The sequence below is a fragment of the Parvimonas sp. C2 genome (assembly GCF_035282405.1).
GTDB lineage: Bacteria > Bacillota > Clostridia > Tissierellales > Peptoniphilaceae > Parvimonas.
On record NZ_JAYKBP010000006.1, the window covers coordinates 25264 to 46618 of the forward strand.

General features: G+C 28.0%; 21 protein-coding genes. 5 read left to right on the top strand and 16 right to left on the bottom strand.

Annotated elements, in window-relative coordinates; all coding sequences use genetic code 11:
• The 4 genes from VJI95_RS07375 (at position 1) to VJI95_RS07390 (ending at position 4727) form a co-directional block, all read left to right on the top strand.
• On the top strand, positions 1-699 hold the full coding sequence (locus tag VJI95_RS07375) for a YidC/Oxa1 family membrane protein insertase (protein ID WP_323999869.1): 699 nt from the start codon (positions 1-3) through the stop codon (positions 697-699).
• Between the two features lie 16 nt (positions 700-715).
• Positions 716-1423, top strand: a complete 708-nt coding sequence (jag, locus tag VJI95_RS07380) for an RNA-binding cell elongation regulator Jag/EloR (protein ID WP_324010953.1) — start codon at positions 716-718, stop codon at positions 1421-1423.
• A 58-nt stretch (positions 1424-1481) separates the two neighbouring features.
• Entirely contained in the window at positions 1482-2852 is a 1371-nt protein-coding gene (gene mnmE / locus VJI95_RS07385; protein WP_324010954.1) for a tRNA uridine-5-carboxymethylaminomethyl(34) synthesis GTPase MnmE, read from the top strand.
• 630 nt (positions 2853-3482) lie between these two features.
• A complete protein-coding gene (locus VJI95_RS07390) occupies positions 3483-4727 on the top strand; it encodes an MFS transporter (protein ID WP_324010955.1) in 1245 nt (414 codons plus the stop codon).
• 56 nt (positions 4728-4783) lie between these two features.
• Here VJI95_RS07390 and fni read toward each other — a convergent pair whose 3' ends face one another.
• Genes fni through VJI95_RS07405 form a run of 3 tightly spaced genes read right to left on the bottom strand, consistent with a single transcriptional unit; the run spans position 4784 to position 7415 of the window.
• Positions 4784-5800 carry a type 2 isopentenyl-diphosphate Delta-isomerase gene (fni, locus tag VJI95_RS07395; RefSeq protein ID WP_323999865.1) on the bottom strand — a complete coding sequence of 339 codons (1017 nt, stop codon included), beginning with the start codon at positions 5798-5800 and terminating at the stop codon, positions 4784-4786.
• An 11-nt stretch (positions 5801-5811) separates the two neighbouring features.
• Positions 5812-6861, bottom strand: coding sequence for an LCP family protein (locus tag VJI95_RS07400; protein ID WP_323999864.1), 1050 nt, complete (start codon positions 6859-6861; stop codon positions 5812-5814).
• A gap of 11 nt (positions 6862-6872) precedes the next feature.
• On the bottom strand, positions 6873-7415 hold the full coding sequence (locus VJI95_RS07405; RefSeq protein WP_323999863.1) for an isochorismatase family protein: 543 nt from the start codon (positions 7413-7415) through the stop codon (positions 6873-6875).
• 535 nt (positions 7416-7950) lie between these two features.
• On the opposite strand from VJI95_RS07405, the gene VJI95_RS07410 reads away from it, so the two are divergent.
• Entirely contained in the window at positions 7951-8961 is a 1011-nt protein-coding gene (locus tag VJI95_RS07410; RefSeq protein WP_324010963.1) for a choline/ethanolamine kinase family protein, read from the top strand.
• A gap of 60 nt (positions 8962-9021) precedes the next feature.
• Here VJI95_RS07410 and VJI95_RS07415 read toward each other — a convergent pair whose 3' ends face one another.
• From VJI95_RS07415 to VJI95_RS07475, 13 genes are all read right to left on the bottom strand, one after another.
• The gene (locus VJI95_RS07415; protein WP_324010964.1) at positions 9022-11013 is read right to left on the bottom strand and encodes an FtsX-like permease family protein; all 1992 of its coding nucleotides are present in this window, start codon (positions 11011-11013) and stop codon (positions 9022-9024) included.
• Complete coding sequence (locus VJI95_RS07420) at positions 11003-11767, bottom strand: ABC transporter ATP-binding protein (protein WP_324010967.1); 765 nt, start codon at positions 11765-11767, stop codon at positions 11003-11005. The genes VJI95_RS07415 and VJI95_RS07420 overlap by 11 nt, the downstream gene beginning before the upstream one ends.
• Before the next feature lie 562 nt (positions 11768-12329).
• Complete coding sequence (locus tag VJI95_RS07425; protein WP_324010968.1) at positions 12330-12980, bottom strand: MmcQ/YjbR family DNA-binding protein; 651 nt, start codon at positions 12978-12980, stop codon at positions 12330-12332.
• 455 nt (positions 12981-13435) lie between these two features.
• Positions 13436-14041 carry a ParB/RepB/Spo0J family partition protein gene (locus tag VJI95_RS07430; RefSeq protein WP_324010970.1) on the bottom strand — a complete coding sequence of 202 codons (606 nt, stop codon included), beginning with the start codon at positions 14039-14041 and terminating at the stop codon, positions 13436-13438.
• Between the two features lie 437 nt (positions 14042-14478).
• A complete protein-coding gene (locus VJI95_RS07435; RefSeq protein WP_324010971.1) occupies positions 14479-14757 on the bottom strand; it encodes a GIY-YIG nuclease family protein in 279 nt (92 codons plus the stop codon).
• 9 nt (positions 14758-14766) lie between these two features.
• On the bottom strand, positions 14767-15669 hold the full coding sequence (locus VJI95_RS07440; protein WP_324010973.1) for a sensor histidine kinase: 903 nt from the start codon (positions 15667-15669) through the stop codon (positions 14767-14769).
• A gap of 2 nt (positions 15670-15671) precedes the next feature.
• Positions 15672-16352: a response regulator transcription factor gene (locus VJI95_RS07445; RefSeq protein ID WP_324008806.1), complete on the bottom strand. Its 681-nt coding sequence runs from the start codon at positions 16350-16352 to the stop codon at positions 15672-15674.
• 38 nt (positions 16353-16390) lie between these two features.
• Entirely contained in the window at positions 16391-16891 is a 501-nt protein-coding gene (locus tag VJI95_RS07450; protein WP_324010974.1) for a hypothetical protein, read from the bottom strand.
• A gap of 109 nt (positions 16892-17000) precedes the next feature.
• Positions 17001-17450: a GNAT family N-acetyltransferase gene (locus tag VJI95_RS07455; protein ID WP_324010976.1), complete on the bottom strand. Its 450-nt coding sequence runs from the start codon at positions 17448-17450 to the stop codon at positions 17001-17003.
• Between the two features lie 399 nt (positions 17451-17849).
• Complete coding sequence (gene pta / locus VJI95_RS07460) at positions 17850-18821, bottom strand: phosphate acetyltransferase (protein WP_324010979.1); 972 nt, start codon at positions 18819-18821, stop codon at positions 17850-17852.
• Positions 18822-18830: 9 nt separating this feature from the next.
• Positions 18831-19697 (bottom strand): diacylglycerol/lipid kinase family protein, encoded by an 867-nt coding sequence (locus VJI95_RS07465; RefSeq protein ID WP_324010980.1) that lies wholly within the window; start codon positions 19695-19697, stop codon positions 18831-18833.
• Positions 19698-19708: 11 nt separating this feature from the next.
• Complete coding sequence (locus VJI95_RS07470; protein ID WP_323999847.1) at positions 19709-20197, bottom strand: DUF4446 family protein; 489 nt, start codon at positions 20195-20197, stop codon at positions 19709-19711.
• Positions 20198-20205: 8 nt separating this feature from the next.
• On the bottom strand, positions 20206-21354 hold the full coding sequence (locus VJI95_RS07475) for an aminotransferase class V-fold PLP-dependent enzyme (RefSeq protein ID WP_324010982.1): 1149 nt from the start codon (positions 21352-21354) through the stop codon (positions 20206-20208).
• Position 21355: the final 1 nt, after the last annotated feature.

Here is a 21355-nt window from a genome sequence, read left to right on the forward strand (position 1 = left end):
ATGGCATTTTTAAGAAATTTAATGGGATCTGTATTGAAATTTATTTATGAAGGGGTTGCTTCAATTTTACCTAATGAACCTGCTAGTATTTCATATTTAGCGATTAGTATCATTATAATTTCAATAATTTTTAAGATTGTACTTTTCCCAATATTTTTAAGTAGTATAAAGAGTCAAAAGATTCAAGCAAAGTTTGCTAAAGAGCAACAAAAGATAAGAGAAAAATATAAACATGATCAACAAGCTATGAATCTTAAACTTATGGAATTTAATAAAGAGCATGGAATTAAACAACTTGGTGGTTGTTTACCTATGATTTTCAATTTAATTTTAGTTATAGCGATGTTTTCAGTAATGGGAGAGCCTTTGTTATATATTTTTGGGGATAAGAATGCGGATGTTATGAAAAATTTCCTTTGGATTAAAGATTTATCGGCACCGGACCCGCTTTTATATGGACTTCCTTTGATAAATGCAATTACTCAATATATTTATCTTGATTTGAGTAATAGAGATCAAAAGGATAATCCCGGTGCAAAGTCTATGGAAACTATGAAATATATATTCCCTTTGATAATATTTATTTCTGCAAAGAGTTTCTCTGCAGGTCTTGCACTTTATTGGGCTATGACAAATATTGTAGAAATTTTATTGAGATTAGCTTTGACTGCTTACGAAAATAAAAAAATGAGTAATTAGTAGAAAGGAGCAAAAAATGAAAGTTGTAAAATCAGCAAAAACTGTCGATGAAGCTGTTAAGCTTGCGTTATCAGAATTATCAGCTGAAATTTCAGATGTTGATGTTAAAGTAATTGAAAAACCTAAGAGTGGTTTTTTGGGTTTTGGTTCAAAAGATGCTTTGGTTGAAGTTTCGCTAAAAGAAGAAAAAGAAAAGTCTAAAGAGCATGTAGAAGAAGTAATAGATGAAGTTGTTGAAGAAACTTGTTGTAAGGAAGAAGTTCTTGTTAAAAGTGATGATGTAAAAAAAATTGAGGGTTTTTTAAAGGATTTAATTTTAGAAATGGGAGTTGACTGCGAAGTAACTTCTGATGAAGATGAAGAAGCTGTTAATTTGTATATAAACAAATCTGATGATTTTAAGACTTTAATCGGAAAATCCGGAGAAACTTTGGAAAGTATTCAATATATTGTAAGTATTTTTTCAAGAAGAAATACTTCTTTAGAAAAGAGAATTTTCTTAGATATAAATGGATATAAGAAGAGAAAAGAAGAAATAATCAGAGAAATGGCGATGACTTTTGCTAAAAAAGCTATAAGATATAAAAAGGTTATGCGACTTAGACCTATGAATGCTTACGAGAGAAGAATTGTTCACTCAACTTTATACAATATGAGGGGTGTATTTACTATGAGTGAAGGTGAAGAGCCACATAGAAAGGTTGTTATCAAGCCTAGGTTTTAATATGCAATGAAAAGAACGTTTAGGCGTTCTTTTTATTGTGGAACAACAAGGAGAAAATATGGAAAATACTATTGTTGCTATTGCTACTGCTACAAGTGAATCAGGTATTGGAATTGTAAGGCTTAGTGGTGAAAAGTCGGTAGATATTGTAAAAAATTTTTTCAAACCTTATGATAAAAAAAAGATAGACGAAAAATCCAATAAAATGATGAAATATGGTCATATTTACGATAAAGATGAACTCATTGATGAAGTTATGGTCTGCTTTATGTTTGCACCTCATACTTATACGAGGGAAAATATAGTTGAAATCTTTACTCATGGAGGCATTGTATGTCTTAAAAGAGTTTTGAATTTATGTCTTGAAAACGGAGCAGATCTTGCAGAAAAGGGAGAATTTACTAAGAGAGCTTTTCTAAATGGTCGTCTTGATTTGTCCCAGGCTGAAGGAGTTATCGACTTAATAAAGGCGAAAACTGAATTTTCTCATAAGAGTGCGATTAATCAACTTGAAGGTCATTTGAGTAAGAAGATTAAAGAATTTAGAGAAGATCTTTTAGATATTTTAAGTTTTGTTGAGTACTCAATTAATTTTACAGAAGATATGCAGGAAGAATTGCCTTTTGATAATGTAATTTTAAAGACTGAAAAATTGATGGCAGAGATGGAAAAATTGCTTGGAGAGTCTAATAAAGGAAAAATTTTAAAAGACGGAATAAATGTTTCAATAATTGGAAAGCCTAATGTTGGAAAGTCTTCCCTATTAAATAGAATTTTAAGACAAGAAAGAGCGATTGTAACTGATATTGCAGGAACTACAAGAGATTTAATTAAGGAAGACATTGAACTTTCAGGAATTAAGTTAAATATTAACGATACTGCAGGAATTAGAGATACTGCTGATGTCGTTGAAAAAATCGGAGTTCAAAAATCTATCGAAGCAAGTGAGAATTCAGACTTAAATTTGGTTTTATTTGACATTTCAAGAGAGCTTGATGAAGAAGACGAAAAGATAATAAATCTTGCAAATACAACTAAATCTATTGGAATTTTAAATAAGGTAGATTTGGATAAAAAATTGAATGAAGAAAAATTAAAAGAAAAGATAAATTTTGAGTTAATAGAAATTTCTGCACTAAAAAATGAAGGGATTTCAAAACTTGAACAGGCAATTATAGATATGTTTTTCGATGGCAAAATAGAGATTAAGGACAAGGCTTTAATCACGAATGTAAGACATGAAAACAGTCTAAAGAGCTCATTAGAATATTTAAAATCTTTCTATGTAGATTTAAAAAATATGGTGCCTATCGACTGTTGCGAAGTGGACTTAAGAAGAGCCTATGAAGTGCTTGGAGAAATAATCGGAGAAAATATTTCCGAAAATATCTTGGATAATATCTTTTCGAATTTTTGTATAGGAAAATAAAGACGGTGCACCGTCTTTTTTTGTGAGAAATTCACGTCATAGAACTTTGAATAGAGATATTCTTAATACGTCATCTCGACCGGAGTTGAGCAAAGCGAAACGAAGTGGAGAGATCGCATAAAGCCCCTTAATTCTGAATTAAGCATTTTTAGTCGATTCTAACATATTGCAGGTAGGATATTTCTGTAGTCTATGTATCTACGATACATTACTTTTGCTAAAGCAAAAGTATGAGATCTCCACAGTCGATTGTACTCAAATCAAAGATTTGAACAATCTTTGCGTCAGACCTACTATTGCTTGTAAACAAGTAATAGTGTGAGATTTCTCCGCTCCGTTTCACTCCGGTCGAAATGACGTATATGGGAAATTGCTTTGTTTAAGAGCTAAACGTTAAAAGTAGATAAACTTTAAATTTCTTAATAATTAATAATTGACAATTAAAAAAATTTATTTATATAGTAGATAATTTAATATTAATATTTCATAGGAATAACCCACTTTAAGTACTTTACAAAGAAATACTCCCCAACAAATCCACCATTATATAAAAAATCATAAAAAACTATTGACATATTATATTATACGTTGTATAATATAATCAAAATAAAGTATTAAGAGGTGAAAACCATGAATATCTTAAAAGAATCAAGAAAACAGATGATAAAATTAATAATGACGACTATAACAGGAAACTTTGGTAGTTCTATTTTGTCATTTATTATTGGACTTTTAATTTTGAAAAAGACAGAATCAGCTTTAAATTTCGGTATTTCTCAAATTATAGGCCCTTTGGTTGCGCTTGTTTTAGTTCCTTTTGTTGGAGCTGTTGTAGATAAGTACAATAAGAAGATTGTAATTGTAATTGCTCAGCTTTTTAGCATTGTAAGTTTGATTTTATATGCTTTAAGTTTAAATTCTAATGCTGAAACAAATTTAATCAATACCTATATGTTATTAATTTGTTTAAGGGTTGCTGATCAATTTTTAAATAATTCTTTTTCATCTTCTACAAAGAAACTTGTATGTGAAGAGCATATTCAAAAGGTAAAATCTTTTGAGCAAATGGCATCTTCAGGGGTTTATATAATTTCTCCAATTTTAGCTGTTTTTTTACTTACAAAATTGGATTTAATTCATTTTGTATTTTTGGAAGCGGTAATTGAATTTATAACTATATTGATTGTACTTTTTATAAATTTTGATTTTATAAAGACAGAAGTGATAGAGAATAATGAAGAACAAAAAGTTTTAAAGATGTTTGTTGAAGGTTTAAATTATATGAAAGATAAAAAAGCTTTGGTCTTTATTATCTCTTTTGCAATGTTTATAAATTTCTTTTTTTCATCGGTTTCAATCGGCCTTCCCTATGTTTTGATTAATGAAATTAAGATTTCAGATTATCTTTACGGGATTATAAATGCAACTTTTCCGGTGGCAGTAATAGTTTCATCAATAATTTTATCAATGATGAAGGACATTAAAGCTCCTTTGGAATTTTCTTTTAAATGTATTAGAGGGCTTTCAGGATTCTTGATAATTTTGGGAATTGCATTATTATTTAAATTTAGTATCTTTTCATATTTTATAATATTTATGATATTTGCTTTTGGAGTTAATTTTATTGCAAATTTTATAAATACTCCGGTAATGGTTTGGTTTACAAAGGCGGTTCCCCTTGAATATCAAGGAAGAGTTTTCAGTATTTTGGGAACAGGTTGTCAACTTCTAATGCCACTTGGAATATTATTTTATTCGTTTTTATTTGATAAATTTAAAAGTGGATATATATTTATATTTTCAGGAATAGCTTTAATGGTACTTATAGTTCTTCCATATATGTTAAAAGTAGATTTAAAGATAAATAAATTTTAAGAAGTCCCCCTTAAAATAATTTACAAAAAAATGAGAGTTAGCGAAACTCTCATTTTTTAATAATTTAATATATCTTTTAATTTTCCAAATATTTTGTATTCAGCTTTTTTAAGTTCTTCAATATTTCTTACTCCAAGAAGCAACATAATCATCTTAGTTTGATAGATTAGAGATTTTAAATAATTTTCGGCGAATTTGTATCCGCCATGAACTAAATATCTTAAAACCTCTCCTGCAATAGCAGTCATATCGCTACCTAGTATAATGGCTTTTGCAATATCTTCTCCGGTTTTTATTCCACCGGAACCGATTAGAGTAAAGTCTTTTGAAATATTTCTACAATCTATTATACATTTTGCAGTTGGAATTCCCCAACCATAAATATTCGTAAAATCTAAATCCGTTCTTCTTAAATTTTCAATTTCAATGAAATTTGTTCCGCCAAAACCGCTGATATCAATGTATTTTACACCTACATTCAACAACTTTTCACAAGTTTTTTTAGAAATACCGCAACCTGTTTCTTTTACGATAACGGGAACATTCGAGTTTTTAACGATATTTTCAATATTTTCTAAAATTCCGGAAAAATTTCTATCTCCTTCAAACTGAACAATCTCTTGAGCAGGATTCAAATGGAGAGAAATTGCATCGGAATTTAACATTTCAACGGCTTTTTTTACATCGTCAAGGCTTGATAATGCTGAAAGATTTGAAATTACTATATTTTTTTTATCTAAAATATCTTTTACCACTGTAAAAGTTTCTACAAGTTCTTCATCTTGTAGTGCAACTTTTTGACTTCCAACTTCAAATGCTATATTAAAATTTTTGCAAAGTCTTGCTAGGTCTTCATTGATATCATAGGAAGTTTCTGCCCCACCTGTCATTGCATTTATTATAAGTGGAAAAGAAAGTTTTTTCCCCAAAAAATTTACAGATGTATCAATTTCATCAAAATTTAAATCAGTTAATGCAAAATGTTCAATATACACATTTTCAAATAGAGTATTGGATTTGAAATTGCTCTTTAAAAAATTTTCTAAATGTTCTTTTTTTCTCTCGTTTTCCATATTCACCCAAATTATCTGTTATTGTTCTTTTTGTTATTTTTATTAGTATTATTTTTATTTGTATTGTTATTTTTATTATTGTTATTGGTGTTATTGTTTTTAGTATTTGTTTTCTTTTTATCGTCTATATCTACTTGTGTGTTGTTATTTTGACTCAATAGATAATCACCGAACATCTCTTTAACAAGAGCATTTAATTTTGAACGATTAGGAACGAAATAACTTATATTGTTTATATAAGCAGATTCTCCTGGCACTATTTGAGTATTTATATTATCTTCATTTAAATTTTTTACTTTTAGAGCTAATTTAGTAATTGTTGAGAATGGAATATTTGTATTTACAGTCTTTTTAACAACTTCTAAAATTTGAGGAATTTTAGCAATATTTTTAGGCTTAGTTAATTCTTTAATCATTGCCTTTATAAGTAATTGTTGAGCTTTAACACGACCAACATCACCTTCTGTATATCCTGCTCTAAATCTTGCAAATTGTAGAGCTTGTTTTCCATTTAAAATTTGTTTACCTGGTTTTAAGTGAACATTGTCTTCTGCAACATCAACTTTAACAGGGACATCAACTTCTACACCACCAAGTGCATCTACAATATCCTTAACAGAGAAGAAATTAACTCTTACATAATAGTCTATATCTAAATTCAAGAAATTTCTTGTAGTTTTCATAGCAAGTTTAAGACCACCAAAATGGTGAGCATGGTTTATCTTATCTAGTTTTCCATTAACCATAACTCTAGAATCACGAGGGATTGATAGAATATCAATTTTTCCAGTTTCAAAATTAACTTTACACAAGATCATTGTATCAGTTCTGTTTTGTTCGGTTGTAGCTCCACTGAAATCATCACTGTCTAAACCTAAAACTAAAAATAAAAGTTCATTTTCAACACGTTGTTCAATATTATTTCCTTCGCCTAAATCGCTACCTACAAATTCTACTTTTGAAGTTAACTCCATAATATCCAAAACTTTATTTGCAACCCAAAAAATTCCTCCAAATAGAGCTAAGGATAGAATAAAAGTTATTATAAATTTCTTTTTCATATAAAACTCCCTTACTTTATCAATTTACTGATTAGTTTGAAACTACTGTGTTCTGATGTTTTAATCAAATCAAAAAGTATAGTTTCGACATTAGTAACACTTGCTCCCATTTCTCTAATTAAGTCCAAGCCATTCGTATAATTTTCAGGATTTCTTGAACCTACAGTTTCAAAGGGAACATAAATTTCAAAGTTACTCTTTAAATCTCTTATAGTTTGATATACACAAATATGTGTTTCCACACCTGCAACAATAATTGAAGTTTTTTCTTTTTCTTTAAGTTTTAAAACTTCTTCCTTAATAAGTGGATAGGCTGAAAAACTGTTCTTTTCAAAATACTTTGCTTTTGAGTCTTTTAAAGACTCTTTAATTTCCAAAACAGTTTCGCCAAGTCCCTTTGGATATTGTTCCGTATAAATTATAGGAATATTAAGTTCTTTGCAGGACTTAATTAAAATATTCGTGTATTTTATAATGCTTTCTTTGTTTTGTATAACTGGCATTAATTTTTCCTGAATATCTAATACCAGCAAAATTGTATTTTCAATTTTCATAAAAATCTCCAAATTTAAAATTGAATAACTATTTTATCACAATTATTCTTAAAAATCAAATTACTACTTATAATTAAATTTATAAATTGCACTATAAGTAGTTAAATATATTAACCATTTTTTAATAATTTTCTTAGTAATTAAAAAACTAGTTCTATTAAAATTAAGCTTACCATAAACTAAACTAAAAAGAAAACCTAATTTCATCATACTTTACTTTTAAAAATTTTTCTAAAATGGAAAGTATGATTTATCATAATTCCTTTTTTATAATTAAATTAATGTAATTATGGTAAAATATATCTAATTTTACCATTGTGCGTAAAACTAGATAATTAAATCATAATTCCTTTTTTATAATTAAATTAGAGTAATTATGATGAAATATTAATAGTTTTACCATCTGGCGTAAAACTATTAATATTATACACTTTATGGATATTTTTTTCAACTTTATAAACTATTTTTCCTTAAATGTTGATTTTTTAAAAATATTAATATATAATGTTCAAGTAGAGATTTACAAGGAGGTATTATGAACAAAATAGATTTAGATGTACTGAAGAGTCTTTACATAAACAAATATAGTAACCAAATAGATTTATCTAAAATAAATGAGTATTCTCAAGAAGAGTTAGAAGAAATTAGAAAGGCTATTAACAACACACATATAAAGGCAATTTCAATTATCTGTGAGGCTTTAAATGTGGATATTGATGATATTCAAGCTATTGAAGTTTTAAAAAAGGGAATGACAAATAATTCCTTTGTTTTTACTGTAAATAATGTAAAGTATATTATGAGAATTCCGGGAGAGGGAACATCTGAGCTTATAGACAGAGTTCAAGAAGCAGAAGTTTATTCTCTTATTAAAGATAAAAATATTTGTGATGATTTGATTTATATTAATGCAGATAATGGATATAAGATTACAAAATTTATTGAAAATTCAAGAAATTGTGATGACAAAAATGATGAAGACTTAAGAAAATGTATGGATAAAATAAAAGAATTACATTCACTAGGTTTAGAAGTAGGTCATGAGTTTGATGTTTTTGAAAAAATTAATTTCTATGAGTCTTTGTGGACGAAAAAAAATTCAATTTATTCTGATTACAAAGAAGTAAAAGAGAATATTTTATCATTAGAAAAATTTATAGAAAAAAATAGAAAGCCAAAATGTTTAACTCATATAGATGCAAATTGTGATAATTTTTTATTTTCAACAGACGGAACACTTCGTTTAATTGATTGGGAATATGCTGCAATGCAAGATCCGGATATTGATATAGCAATGTTTTGCATATACTCTCTATATGATAAAAATCAAATTGATAATTTGATAGATATTTATTTTAATGGAGAAGTTGACGAGATTACAAAAATAAAAATTTATGCCTATATTGCTTGTTGTGGACTACTTTGGAGCAATTGGTGTGAATATAAATTAGACTTTGGTATTCATTTTGGAGAATATGCTACAAAACAATATGAATATGCCAGAGATTATTATAAAATAGTTAAAGAATGGCTAAAGGAAAATTAAAAATAGATAAAAAAATCACTGCGTAAAACAGTGATTTTTTTATTAGTATCATTAGTATTTCTATCTTATAATCTTATAGTAAACTCTTGAAGTTATTGAGTATATTATAAAGTAAATTACTGAAAAGCATAGTACAATTGTGGCAAAACTAATTGTGAAAATTCTTATATTTTGGAAACCAAGTCCTCCAAGTATATTGTATAGGATTGGGAAAGCAAATATTGAGTGAATTGTTGCTATAACAAGTGGTAGGAAAAAAATCCACAGTATTTGTACTCTAAGGCTCTTTTTGATAATTGAGTCTGGAAGTCCTACATTTTTCATTATATGGTAACTTTGTTTATCTTCAAAGCCCTCAGAAATTTGTTTATAATATGTGATTAAAACAGTTCCTGTTATAAAAATTAATGCAACTATCATTCCAAAAAACAATAGACCGCCATTTAATTCATAAGCAAAAGCATCAACTTCAGCTTTTGAAGACAAAGAATGACTAAATACATCTTTTTGTTGAACAAATATGTTATAATCTGTTTGTAATCTTGAATAAAAAGCTTCTTTATCAGCAGAGTCTAAATCAAAATTATAATCTAGGTTATATTTTAATTGTTTTTCATTATAATTAAAAGTATATTCTTCTAACATTTTGACAAAAGTTTCATTATCTTTTACAATAATTATCATTCCTTCAGCAGATATGCTCATAGGAAATAAGTTTTTTACTTTTACTAATTTATAATTCTTTCCGGCAAAATCCATACTGTCATAATTATTAAGCTTTTTAGAGTTAGTTGAATATAACAACTCACCATCATTAAGAGTATAATTAGTATTGTGGTTTCTATTATAATCTTCCAATGTTTCAATAATTAAAAATGATGATAATGCACGTCTTTTACCCAAAGGAGTAATCTTTCCATTTTCATTTATTACAGGATTCATTATAGTCTTTTTGACTGTTAAATTTTTAATTTTTTCATCTTCTTTTAATGCTTTGTTTAAAATATTTAAGATTTCTTTTTTTCTTTCTTCTCCATTTTCGAGTATATCTTTATTATTTCCTGTTACTGAGGATGATAAATAAAAATCATTAGGATGGATAGAATCTGTAAGATCTTTTATACTTGAATTTATAGTCAATGTTGTTGCTAAAGTAACTATAATTGAAGTTGAAAGAAGTGTAATACTTGCAAGTGAAACTGCATTTGATTTCATTCTGTATAACATTCCTGATATTGAAAGGAAATTTTTTGCTTTGTAATATAAATTTCTCTTTCTTTTTAGCATTTTTAAAATCAAAATACTAAATGCAATAAATACTAGATAAGTTCCAATTATTACAGCAATAACTGCAGGAAAAAATGTAAAAAAGCTACTGAGATTCCCCTTTGAAGTAACTGAAAGATAGTATCCTACACACAGAATTATAAAGCCTAAAGTTCCAAGGATAAATTTACTCTTTGGCTCTCCTTCTGCCTTTTTTTGCTTTGAAAGAAGTTCTATAGGAGTTGATTTTCCAATCTTAAATACCATTGTTAAATATATCAATATAAATATTATAGCTAAGAATATTAAAGTCAATATTGCAGAAGAAATTGAAAAATTATAGTCCATTATTTTTGCGGTCATATTTTTAGTTATTCTATTAAGCAGAATAAAAGCCAATTTTCCAAGAACAAATCCACCTGTTATTGAAAAGAAACTAACTGTCAAAAAGTTTAGTATATATTCTATTGAAATAATTTTAGCAATATGTTTTTTCTCTAAACCTAAAATACCATATAGGGCAAATTCCTTATTTCTCCTCTTAGCTAAAAAGCTGTTGGCATATAGGATAAATATAAATGTGAAAATTCCAACTATAAAAATTCCAAATTTTATAAGGATTGCTACATATTCATGATTTTTTTCTATATAATGATTTTGTCCAAGGGAAGCCATTACGAAAAATAGAGTTCCCATAATACTACTTGCTATTAAAAATGGAGTTAAAAGCAAAGCATTCGCCTTCATATTTCTAAAAGCAAATTTTGAAGCCATTTTACTTTTCATAGTTATTCACCCCGTTTAACATGACTTGAGCTTGATTTATTTTTTCAGCAAAAGTTAAGTTGTCGTCACTTCCTTTATAAATTTCGTGATAAACTCTACCATCTTTTATGAAAATTACTCTTTTTGCAAAAGCAGCACATTTTACAGAGTGAGTAACCATTAAAACTGTTTGTCCACTGTTATTTATATCGCAGAAAGTTTTCATAACTATATCAGCAGATTTTGAGTCTAATGCTCCTGTAGGTTCATCTGCAAGAAGTAAATCAGGTTTAGTTATAATTGCTCTAGCGATTGCAACTCTTTGTTTTTGTCCACCTGAAATTTGGTAAGGATATTTATCTAAAACTTCACTTATCTTTAAAAGAGGAGCAATCTCTCCCACTTTTTCATTCATTACTGCTGGTTTTACATCTGATAAAACAAGTGGAAGATAAATATTGTCTCTGTTTGAGAAAGAGTCCAATAAATTAAAATCTTGGAAAACAAAGCCTAACTTTTCACGTCTAAAACTTGCAACTTCTGAATTGCTTAAAGAATTTACATTCTTTCCTCCAATAAAAACTGATCCTTCAGTTGCCTTATCCAATGTTGCTATTATATTTAAAAGAGTAGTTTTACCACTTCCTGACTCTCCCATAACAGCTATAAATTCTCCTTTTTCAACGGAAAAATTCACATCTCTAAGGGCTTCAGTCTTTACACGTCCCATTCCTCCATAAATCTTTTTTAAATTTTTAACATCTAATATATTCATAATTACCTCCAAAAAATATTATTTTCGTTTACAATAATATTTTAGCAAAAATTTTTACGCCAAACATTTATCTAATATTACAAAAACAAAAATAACCTTACAATTTTGTAAGGTTATTGAAATGTTTGATAAAAATCCTTTATTTAATGTATCTACAATACATTTACTTTTGCTAAAGCAAAAGTATGAGATTTCCAGAGCAATTGTATCTAACGATACAATTACCCCGTCAGACCTATTTTTGTTTGTTTAGTAGCCAGACGTTAAAAGTAAACAAACTTCAAAAAGTAAAAAAACATTATTTAATAAAATAGAAATTATTAAAAATGTTGTAGAAAAATATATTTCACGTCATAGTACTTTGGAGAGAAACACCCCCAACACGTCATCTCGACCGAAGTTGAGCAAAGCGAAACGAAGCGGAGAGATCTCATTACAATTATTTGTTTAAAAATAATTGTAAGTCCTGTAAAGGACTTCTAAAAAAATATAATAATTAAACACAATTACTATGTAAATCTCCTAAAGCCCATTAAATAATGAAATTCCTAGTATTCATACATTATTTTTCAACTAATTTAAAACTCTCATCAATTAAGCTCTTGACCAAATTCAAATCCACATCTGAATCCAAAACAATTGAAATCCAGTATTTTTTATTCATATGGTAGGCAGGGAAAAAATGCTTTTTATCAATCAGATTTTCTATAAGATCAGGATTAAGTTTTACATTTAAAACATCAATCTTTCCGCTTTTCTCCAATCCCAAAGTCTTATAAGGAATGGACATAAAAATTCCATACCATTTTTTACTATTCGAAGTCTTTATCGTCGCATGATTATTATCTTCCCAAGGCTCTTCAGGAATTGTTCTGTATTTTTCCTTTACATAGTCTAGTAATAATTTTCTATAATCCAAAGATGAAAAACAGCTATTTACAATATCCCCAATGAGTTCATTAACTTTTTTTCTAATTTTTGAAACAAATTTACCCTTGCTGTCTGAAACATTAAATAAAACATATTCTTCATTAAAAGGTAATTCAATAACATTTACCTCAAAAGAGTCCTTGCCTATTTTAACAATCACATTAAAATTTTCTACATCAATATCCGATTGTAAAACATAATAATTCCCAATCTTCGAAAAACCATATGCAATTGCAAGTTTAGAATTAAAAATATTTTTATCGAATATTTCATTATAAAACATAATTTTCTCCTAAATAGTAGTTAAGTAACAAATGTAAGATGTCTATATTGAATGTATCTACGATACACTTACTTTTGCTAAAGCAAAAGTATGAGATTTCCAGAGCAATTGTATCTAACGATACAATTACTCCGTCAGACCTACTTTTGTTTACAAGTAAACAAAGTTAGGGCTAGATTCACTGCACTTCGCTCTGCTACGTTTCGGTCGAAATGACGCATAGGGGTTAATCGTTATTTAAGAGCTAGACGTTAAAAGTAAATAATCTTCGAAATTTATTTAAAAATTGCATAGAAAATTAAATATTTCACGTCATAGAACTTTGAAGAGAAACACCCCTAACACGTCATCTCGACTGTAGCGTTAGCGGAACGGAGAGATCTCAACTATTGCTTGTTTACAAGCAATAGTAAGTCCTGTGAAGGACTTATATATACATAAAACATAATTTTCTCCTAATCTATATTAAAATAGCTATCACAAAAATCAATCCACAAATTTTTATAATCACTATGAGATACAAGTTTTAAGTCTTTTATTGTAAAGATATTTCTTTTCTTTGCTTGAGAAACAAAGTAGTTGGTATCATCGTCAAACTCAGTTTCTATGGCATGAACAGTTTTAAAATTATTTAAAAAAGCAATAAATAGCCTTGTATGCCCATCAACACAGATATATCCCTCATCGGATTTTACAACTTGAATTACAATATCCTTCGAATTTTTAATAAAACTTTTAAGGGCATTTAATTTATCTTCATCAATGTAAAATTGAGAAGGTTGAATTTTATCCACTTCTAAAGTTAAAACCGGCTTCTTTTCAAAAGAAATAATTTTTTTATCATTCTCATCAAAATAATTTAATATATGTGGAGAATAATATCTAAAATACTCAATAAGTTTTTTAAAATTTTCTCTATTTTTTCCTCTAACTAAGGCACTATCACTAGAAATTATTTCAATTTCATAAAGCTCTTCGTCAATTAAAAATGCTCCTCTTTGTTTTAAAACAATCTCTGAAAATAAGGAATTATTGTATTCTGTAATTCTTTTAATTTCCATTTGTTTTTCCTATATATGCAAATCTCTATTTTTTAATATATTTTTTTCACCAAGTAATAAATTTCTTAAAAATTTTTAAGAAACATAATATTATTCAAATACAAATAATATTAGGATATTTATGTATTGAATGTATCTTCGATACATTTACTTTTGCTAAAGCAAAAGTATGAGATCTCTCCGCTTCATTCGTTTCACTCATTTCGGTCGAGATGACGTATAAGGAGAAAGCTTCGTTTAGTAGCTGGACGTTAAAAGTAAACAAACTTCGAAATTTATTTAAAAGTTGTATAGAAAATAAAATAATTCACGTCATAGTACTTTGAAGAAGAATACCCTCAATACGTCATTTCGACTGGAGCGTAAGCGTAATGGAGAAATCTCAACTATTGCTTGTTTGCAAGCAATAGTATTTCTGAAAGAAATCTCAAACAAAATCACCAATCGTCTGATAAATCTCTTAATTCAGGATTTATAGATTTAATCAAGTCAAATTTTTTCTTTCTACTCCATTTTTTTAATTGTTTTTCTCTAGCAATTGCATCTAAAGCATAATCTGTAGTTTCATAAAACAATAATACATTCAAATTATATTTTTTAGAAAAGCCATCAATTAATTTGTTTTTATGTTCATATAATCTTCTTTCAATATTTCTTGTGACACCAATATACAAAACATTTCTAAAATTATTAGAAATTATATATACATAAAACATAATTTTCTCCTAATCTATATTAAAATAGACTTTTACACTTGTTCCTTCGCCTAATTTTGATTCCAATTTAACTTTTTGTCCGAGTTTATCCAAAATTTGTTTAACTAAAAACAGCCCTATTCCCGTTGATTTTTGATTTTGTCTTCCGTTAAATCCTGAATATCCCTTGTCAAAAATTTTCGGAAGATCTGAATCCTTAATTCCAATTCCATTGTCTTTTATTTCAAGATAGTTTTCTTTTTCGTTAAAAGATATTGAAACAATCCCATTCTTAGTATATTTTATTGCATTTGATAATAGCTGTTCAATTACCACCATACACCATTTGCTATCTGTAATTACTTTTACATTCAGCTTTTTGTATTCAAGTTTTATATTATTTGAAATAAAAAGAATGGCATATTTTTTGATTAAAGGATTAATAATATCATCTAAATTCACAAGTGAAATATCCATATCCGTATTGTGATTGGCCATTTTAAGATAGCTTAAAGCCATATTTGTATAGTCTTCAATATAAATCAACTCTTTTTTTATATTTTTTACATTTTCATTTTCAATATCGCCATCGCAGATTAATTTACCTGCAGTTATTGGAGTTTTAATCTGATGAATCCAAATTAAAAAATACTCTTGTAATTCTTTTTCCTTTGCTAAAAAGTCATTTCTTAAATTTAAATTAGCTTCTTCAAGCTCTAGTATCTGACTTTTTAGTTTTTCCTCTTTTTTAGTTAAAAATGCCATGAATACCAGATATATAATATAGAAAAAGATTACTATTTCTAAGGCTAGGAAGTAACTTTCGAATTCTAAATTCATAAGTAAAAAAACAACCCAAAATACTGATAATATAAAAAATGTTACTACCGTAATAGGTAAAATTTTTGAAATATAATTTTTAAACTTATCCATTTTTACTCCGTTTTAGAATTTAGATAATATCCACTTCCCTTTTTGGTTTGGATAAAATCATTTAGTTTAATATCTGCAAATTTCTTTCTAAGTCTTGTTATATTGACTGCCAAAGTATTGTCGTCAATATAATCATCTCCATGCCAACATTTTTCCATAATTGATTCCCTTGAAGCAACTCCGCCTTTGGCTTTAAAAAGAGTTTCTAAAATCATTGTTTCCGTATTTGTAAGGGAAATTTCGTTGTCATTATATTTAATGATATTTTTATCCATATATAAAAATACATTTGCAAAACTTAAAAATTCAAAGTCTTTTGTAAAATCATAACTTCTTCTCAAGATTGCTTTGATTTTTGCCAAAGTTACATTCAAATCTATTGGTTTTGTTATATAATCATCCGCTCCGAATTGAATACCCATTACAATATCGATATTTTCACTCTTTGAAGAAATGAAAATAATCGGAACATTTGAATGTTTACGGATTTCCTCACACCAAAAATAACCATTATTATATGGCAACATAATATCCATTAAAACCAGATGTGGTTGGTATTCCACAAATTCTTCGACTATTTGATTGAAATTTGAAATCCCCTTTACTTCATAATTCCAAAGCAAAAGTTCCTTTTTCAGCATTTCAAATATATTTTCATCATCTTCGACAATTAAAATTTTCAAAAATATCACTCCTTTGAGTATTTTTTAAACTATTAATATTAATAGAAAAATTTATTAGCTCTTAAAAGGTTAATTGTATTAAGTATTCTTTGAATATTGCTTTTTGAAGAATTCAATTCAAAATAAAATGAAAAAGCAATATCTTCCTCTGAAGAGTTTTTAATTTTGTTTTTTATTGTTTCCTTTTCATCAAAAAATTCATTTTTAAAATCCAATAAAAAATTTTCTACACCATAGACATCATATTTTAAATTAAGAGATTCAAGACTACTAAAATTATATGACAAGGCTTGTTCCTTTTTTAATTTTGAAGTTATGGCTATATTAAAAAATCCAATTTCAATATCACATAATCCATTCAAAGTTAGGACTTTTATCGGATAAGCTTCCCTAATCCAATTTCCATGTTCTATATGATAATGGTCATTATACCAACCAGAGTCTATAGGTAAATTTTGATTTTTTAGTGATGAAGCTAATACTTCTGCAATTTTTTCTATATTTGAATAAAAATTTTGTAAATCATTTAAAAATTCCATAAAACTCTCCACTTGAAAATTTAAAAAATAGTTTGTTTTTTATTATTAACTAGATAAATTGAATCTAAAATAATTCTTTCAAATAAGTATAGCATAATTATTATTTTAGTTAAAGTAAAACAAATTTATAAATGCATTTATGAGTTTCATTGTCGTTTATTCTCATATCATTATCTTCGGGCAATTCAAAGATGCCTAAAAACTCTCCATTTAGGTATTCACATATCTTATTTGAAGCGTGGTTATCGGGATTTGTAGTGATATACAAATATTCCATATCATGCTTTTTTGCAAGTTCAAAAAGGAGTTTACAGGCTTTTGCTGAATAGTGATAACCTCTATATTCTTCGTAAATTGTATATCCTATATTTCCACCATAATATAGACCTTCACTATGCCCAATTCTCAAATCACATTTTCCTAATTTTTGTCCTTTTAAGTTACATATATAAAAGCTATAGGCAGGAACCCAATTGATAGCTAAATTTCCAGCATAAGTTTTTTCTAAAACTAATTTTATTTCATCATTTTGTAAAAAAGAAGTATCTAAAAATTCCATAAACTCACCTCCAAATTGATTTATTACATTTTACCAAATTTTAAAGAAAAACTCTACTTGTTAAAATAAATATTTGATTTATGTTTATGAGTTCAATTTTAATGTATCTACGATACATTTACTTTTGCTAAAGCAAAAGTATGAGATTTTCGCAGTCGATTGTACTCAAATTAAAGATTTGAACAATCTTTGCGTCAGACCTACTTTTGTTTACTTGTAAACAAAAGTAGGTCTGACGGATAATTGTATCGTTAGATACAATTGCTCTGGAAATCTCACACTTATGCTTGTATATAAGCATAAGTGAATGTATCGTAGATACATTAAATAATTAAATCTTCAATACTCATTTCCCCACAAAAAAACAAAACCGACATGGTTTTGTTTTTCAAAAATATATTAAATACTTTGTGCAGCGGTAATTACTGCAAGTTTGTAAACATCTTCTTCATTACAACCTCTTGAAAGGTCTGAAATAGGTTTGTTAAGTCCTTGTAGGATTGGTCCTATTGCTTCAAAGCCACCAAGTCTTTGTGCAATTTTGTATCCGATATTTCCTGATTGTAAATCCGGGAAGATAAATACATTTGCATGTCCGGCAACTTTTGAACCTTTTGCCTTTTGTTCCCCTACTGATGGAACTATTGCAGCGTCAAATTGTAATTCTCCGTCCAATGCTAAATCAGGTGCCAATTCTTTCGCCATTTGTGTAGCATCTGCAACTTTTTGAGAAAGTTCATGTTTTGCAGAGCCTTTTGTTGAGAAGCTAAGCATTGCCACTTTTGGATCTATTCCGAATAATTCAGCAGTTTTAGCAGTTTCAACGGCAATTTCAGCTAATTCTTTTGCTTCTAAAGTGATATTGATAGCAATGTCTGCAAATACATATCTTTCGCCATTTTTTCCAAGCATTACCATTGCTCCACTTGTTCTTGAAACATTTGGTTTAGTCTTTACAATTTGTAGAGCAGGTCTTACTGTATCTCCTGTTGAGTGAACAGCACCACTAACCATTCCGTCAGCTTTTCCAACTTGTACCATCATTGTTCCATAGTAATTTACATCTTTTAAAAATGTTTCAGCTTCTTCTTTTGTGTTTTTGCCTTTTCTACGTTCAACAAATTTTTCAACTAATTCATCAAAATCTTCCGCTTTTAAAGGATCGATGATTTCAATATCATCGGCACAAACATTTAATTCTCTTGCAGTTTTTTTGATTTCTTCAACATTTCCTAAAATTATTGGAGTTACTAAACCGTCTTTTTTTAATCTAACACAAGCTCCTAAAACTCTCTTATCTTCTCCTTCAGGAAATACAATTCTCTTATTCGTTCCTTTAATTTTTCCTGTTAATTCTTCAAAAATATTCATAATTACCCCCTACATTATTAATTCTACTTTTTTATCATTTACTATAAATTCAACATCATCAACTCCGGACATATATTCTCCGTCAAAGTTAATCTCGACATTCTTTGAAATAACTTTGATTTTCTTTGCTTTGAAGCAAGAAGTTATATCCTCATTTACATGAGTTGCATTTACAATTGTCTTTATCTTTTTAATTATATCAAATTTTGATTTATATCTAATAGCACAGATATCCAGAAGTCCATCTTGCATATCGGCATATGGCAAAATATTAATTTTTCCACCATATTTACTTCCAATACCTATGGCTATTAGAAAATAGTCATCCTCATATTCAACATCGTCAATAATTAATTTATATCTCTTTCTCTTGTGATGAAATAGAGCTAAAGCTATTGCTATTTTATAAGCAAATCCACTTTTAATGATTTTTTTTACTTTTACGGCATATTCATTAACTTCTGCATCAAAACCTACAGATGCAATGTTGAAAAATGACTTGTCTAAAAATGAGCCATAATCAACAAGTATTGTACTTCCCCTTATAATTCTCTCCATACAAATTACAAAATTACAGGATTCATTTAGGCTGTTCATATAGTCATTTCCAGTACCTGCAGGAATTACACCAAGTTTTAAATTATTTTTTATAGCCACATTGCCAACTTCGTTGATAGTTCCATCTCCGCCAACTGCAATTAATTCATTAAAACCGTCTTTAACTGCATTTTCAGCAATTAAAATGGATTCACCCTCTTTTGTTGAACATTTAATTTCATAATCAAAATCTAAGTTCTTATCTTTAAGATAGTTTTCTATACCTTCTTTAAAGTCAAATTTTTTAAAACCTGATGCATTCGGATTTAAAATAAACATCAATTTTCTCATTATTTTTCTAATGCCATCCTTAATGCCTCAAATTCTTCTTTTGACAATTCTTGCTTTACAGAGCCTGATTTTACTTCTTTTGCATAAGTTATACAGCTTTCTCTACCATAAATAGTAGTTAGTAATAAACCATCATTAAAACCATCTAATAATGCTATTGAATAAGACAGTTTATTTTTTAAATCGTGGAAAGCATCATATTTTACGAAACCAATTTTTTGAATAGGCATGGCAAAATTATTCTTTGCTTTTTCCACTTCATAAGCAAGTTCTTGCACTTTCTTATCCATTTCAGAAATATCATTAGATTGAGCTTGAATTAATTCTCCCATATTCAAATCACCTCTACCCCTCAAAAGCATATCATATTTTCTCTTTTGAAAGCTAAGTTTTTTATTTATTTGACTGAATTGATAAGATATAAAAATTAAGCCAAATAACACTATAATTAAAAATATTCCTGAATGTGAATTTAAAAATTCTATCATTGAAGTCACTACTTTTTAATCCTTTCTATTATTATTTTTAAAGCATTTACACATTCTTCAACTTCTTTTATTGTATTAAAATATCCGAAGCTAAATCTTATCGCTCCAAGTTCATCAGTACCTAAGCTCTTATGAGCAAGAGGTGCACAATGAAAACCAGGTCTTGTATAAATGTCAAATTCATCACTTAATATATAGGAAACTTCCGAGCTATCCATATCCTTTACATTTAAACTTACAACAGCACCTTGTCTATCATCTAAAGTTCCATATAGTATAATATCATCATTATCCTTTAGTAAATCTATAAAATGATTTTTCAAACTAATTTCATGATTTCTTATATTATCAATACATACTTCATTTATAAAGTCAATTCCTTTCCTTAAAGCAATTATTCCAACGCCGTTTGGAGTTCCACTCTCTAAACTGTCCGGATATAAATCGGGTTGGTCGATGCTATGAGAATAACTTCCTGTTCCACCTTGCCTTAAAGGTTTTACTTTAATTCCTTCCTTTATATATAGAGCACCTGTTCCCATTGGTCCAAAAAGAGCCTTATGACCTGGAAATGCAAGCAAGTCAATATTCATATCTTGAACATCAATATCCAAAACACCTATGGATTGAGCTGCATCTACAAGATAAAGAATATTATTTTCCTTACAAAATTCTCCAATACTCTTTATATCTACAATAGTCCCAAATACATTAGACATATGAGTTGTAACAATTAGCTTTGTTTGAGGTGTTACTGCATCAAAAATCTTTTGTGGCTCTACATAACCTTGTTTATCTGCATATACAATGGATAAATCAATTATTCCGTCTTTTCTTAGTTGATTAAGTGGTCTTAGAACAGAATTATGCTCCATTGATGTTGTTATTACATGATTTCCTTTTTCTAGAACTCCCTTTATTGCTATATTTAAACTATCTGTAGCATTAAAAGTGAAAATTACATTAAGAGGTTCTGTTCCATTAATTAGTTTACAGATCTTTTCTCTCGTCTCATAAATTTCTAAATCCATTTTCATAGCAAGTTTATGGCCACTACGTCCGGGGTTTCCAGCATAACCTAAAGAACATTCCATTATCTTGTCAGTTACTATTTTAGGCTTAGGAAAAGTGGTAGCAGCATTATCTACATAAATCATA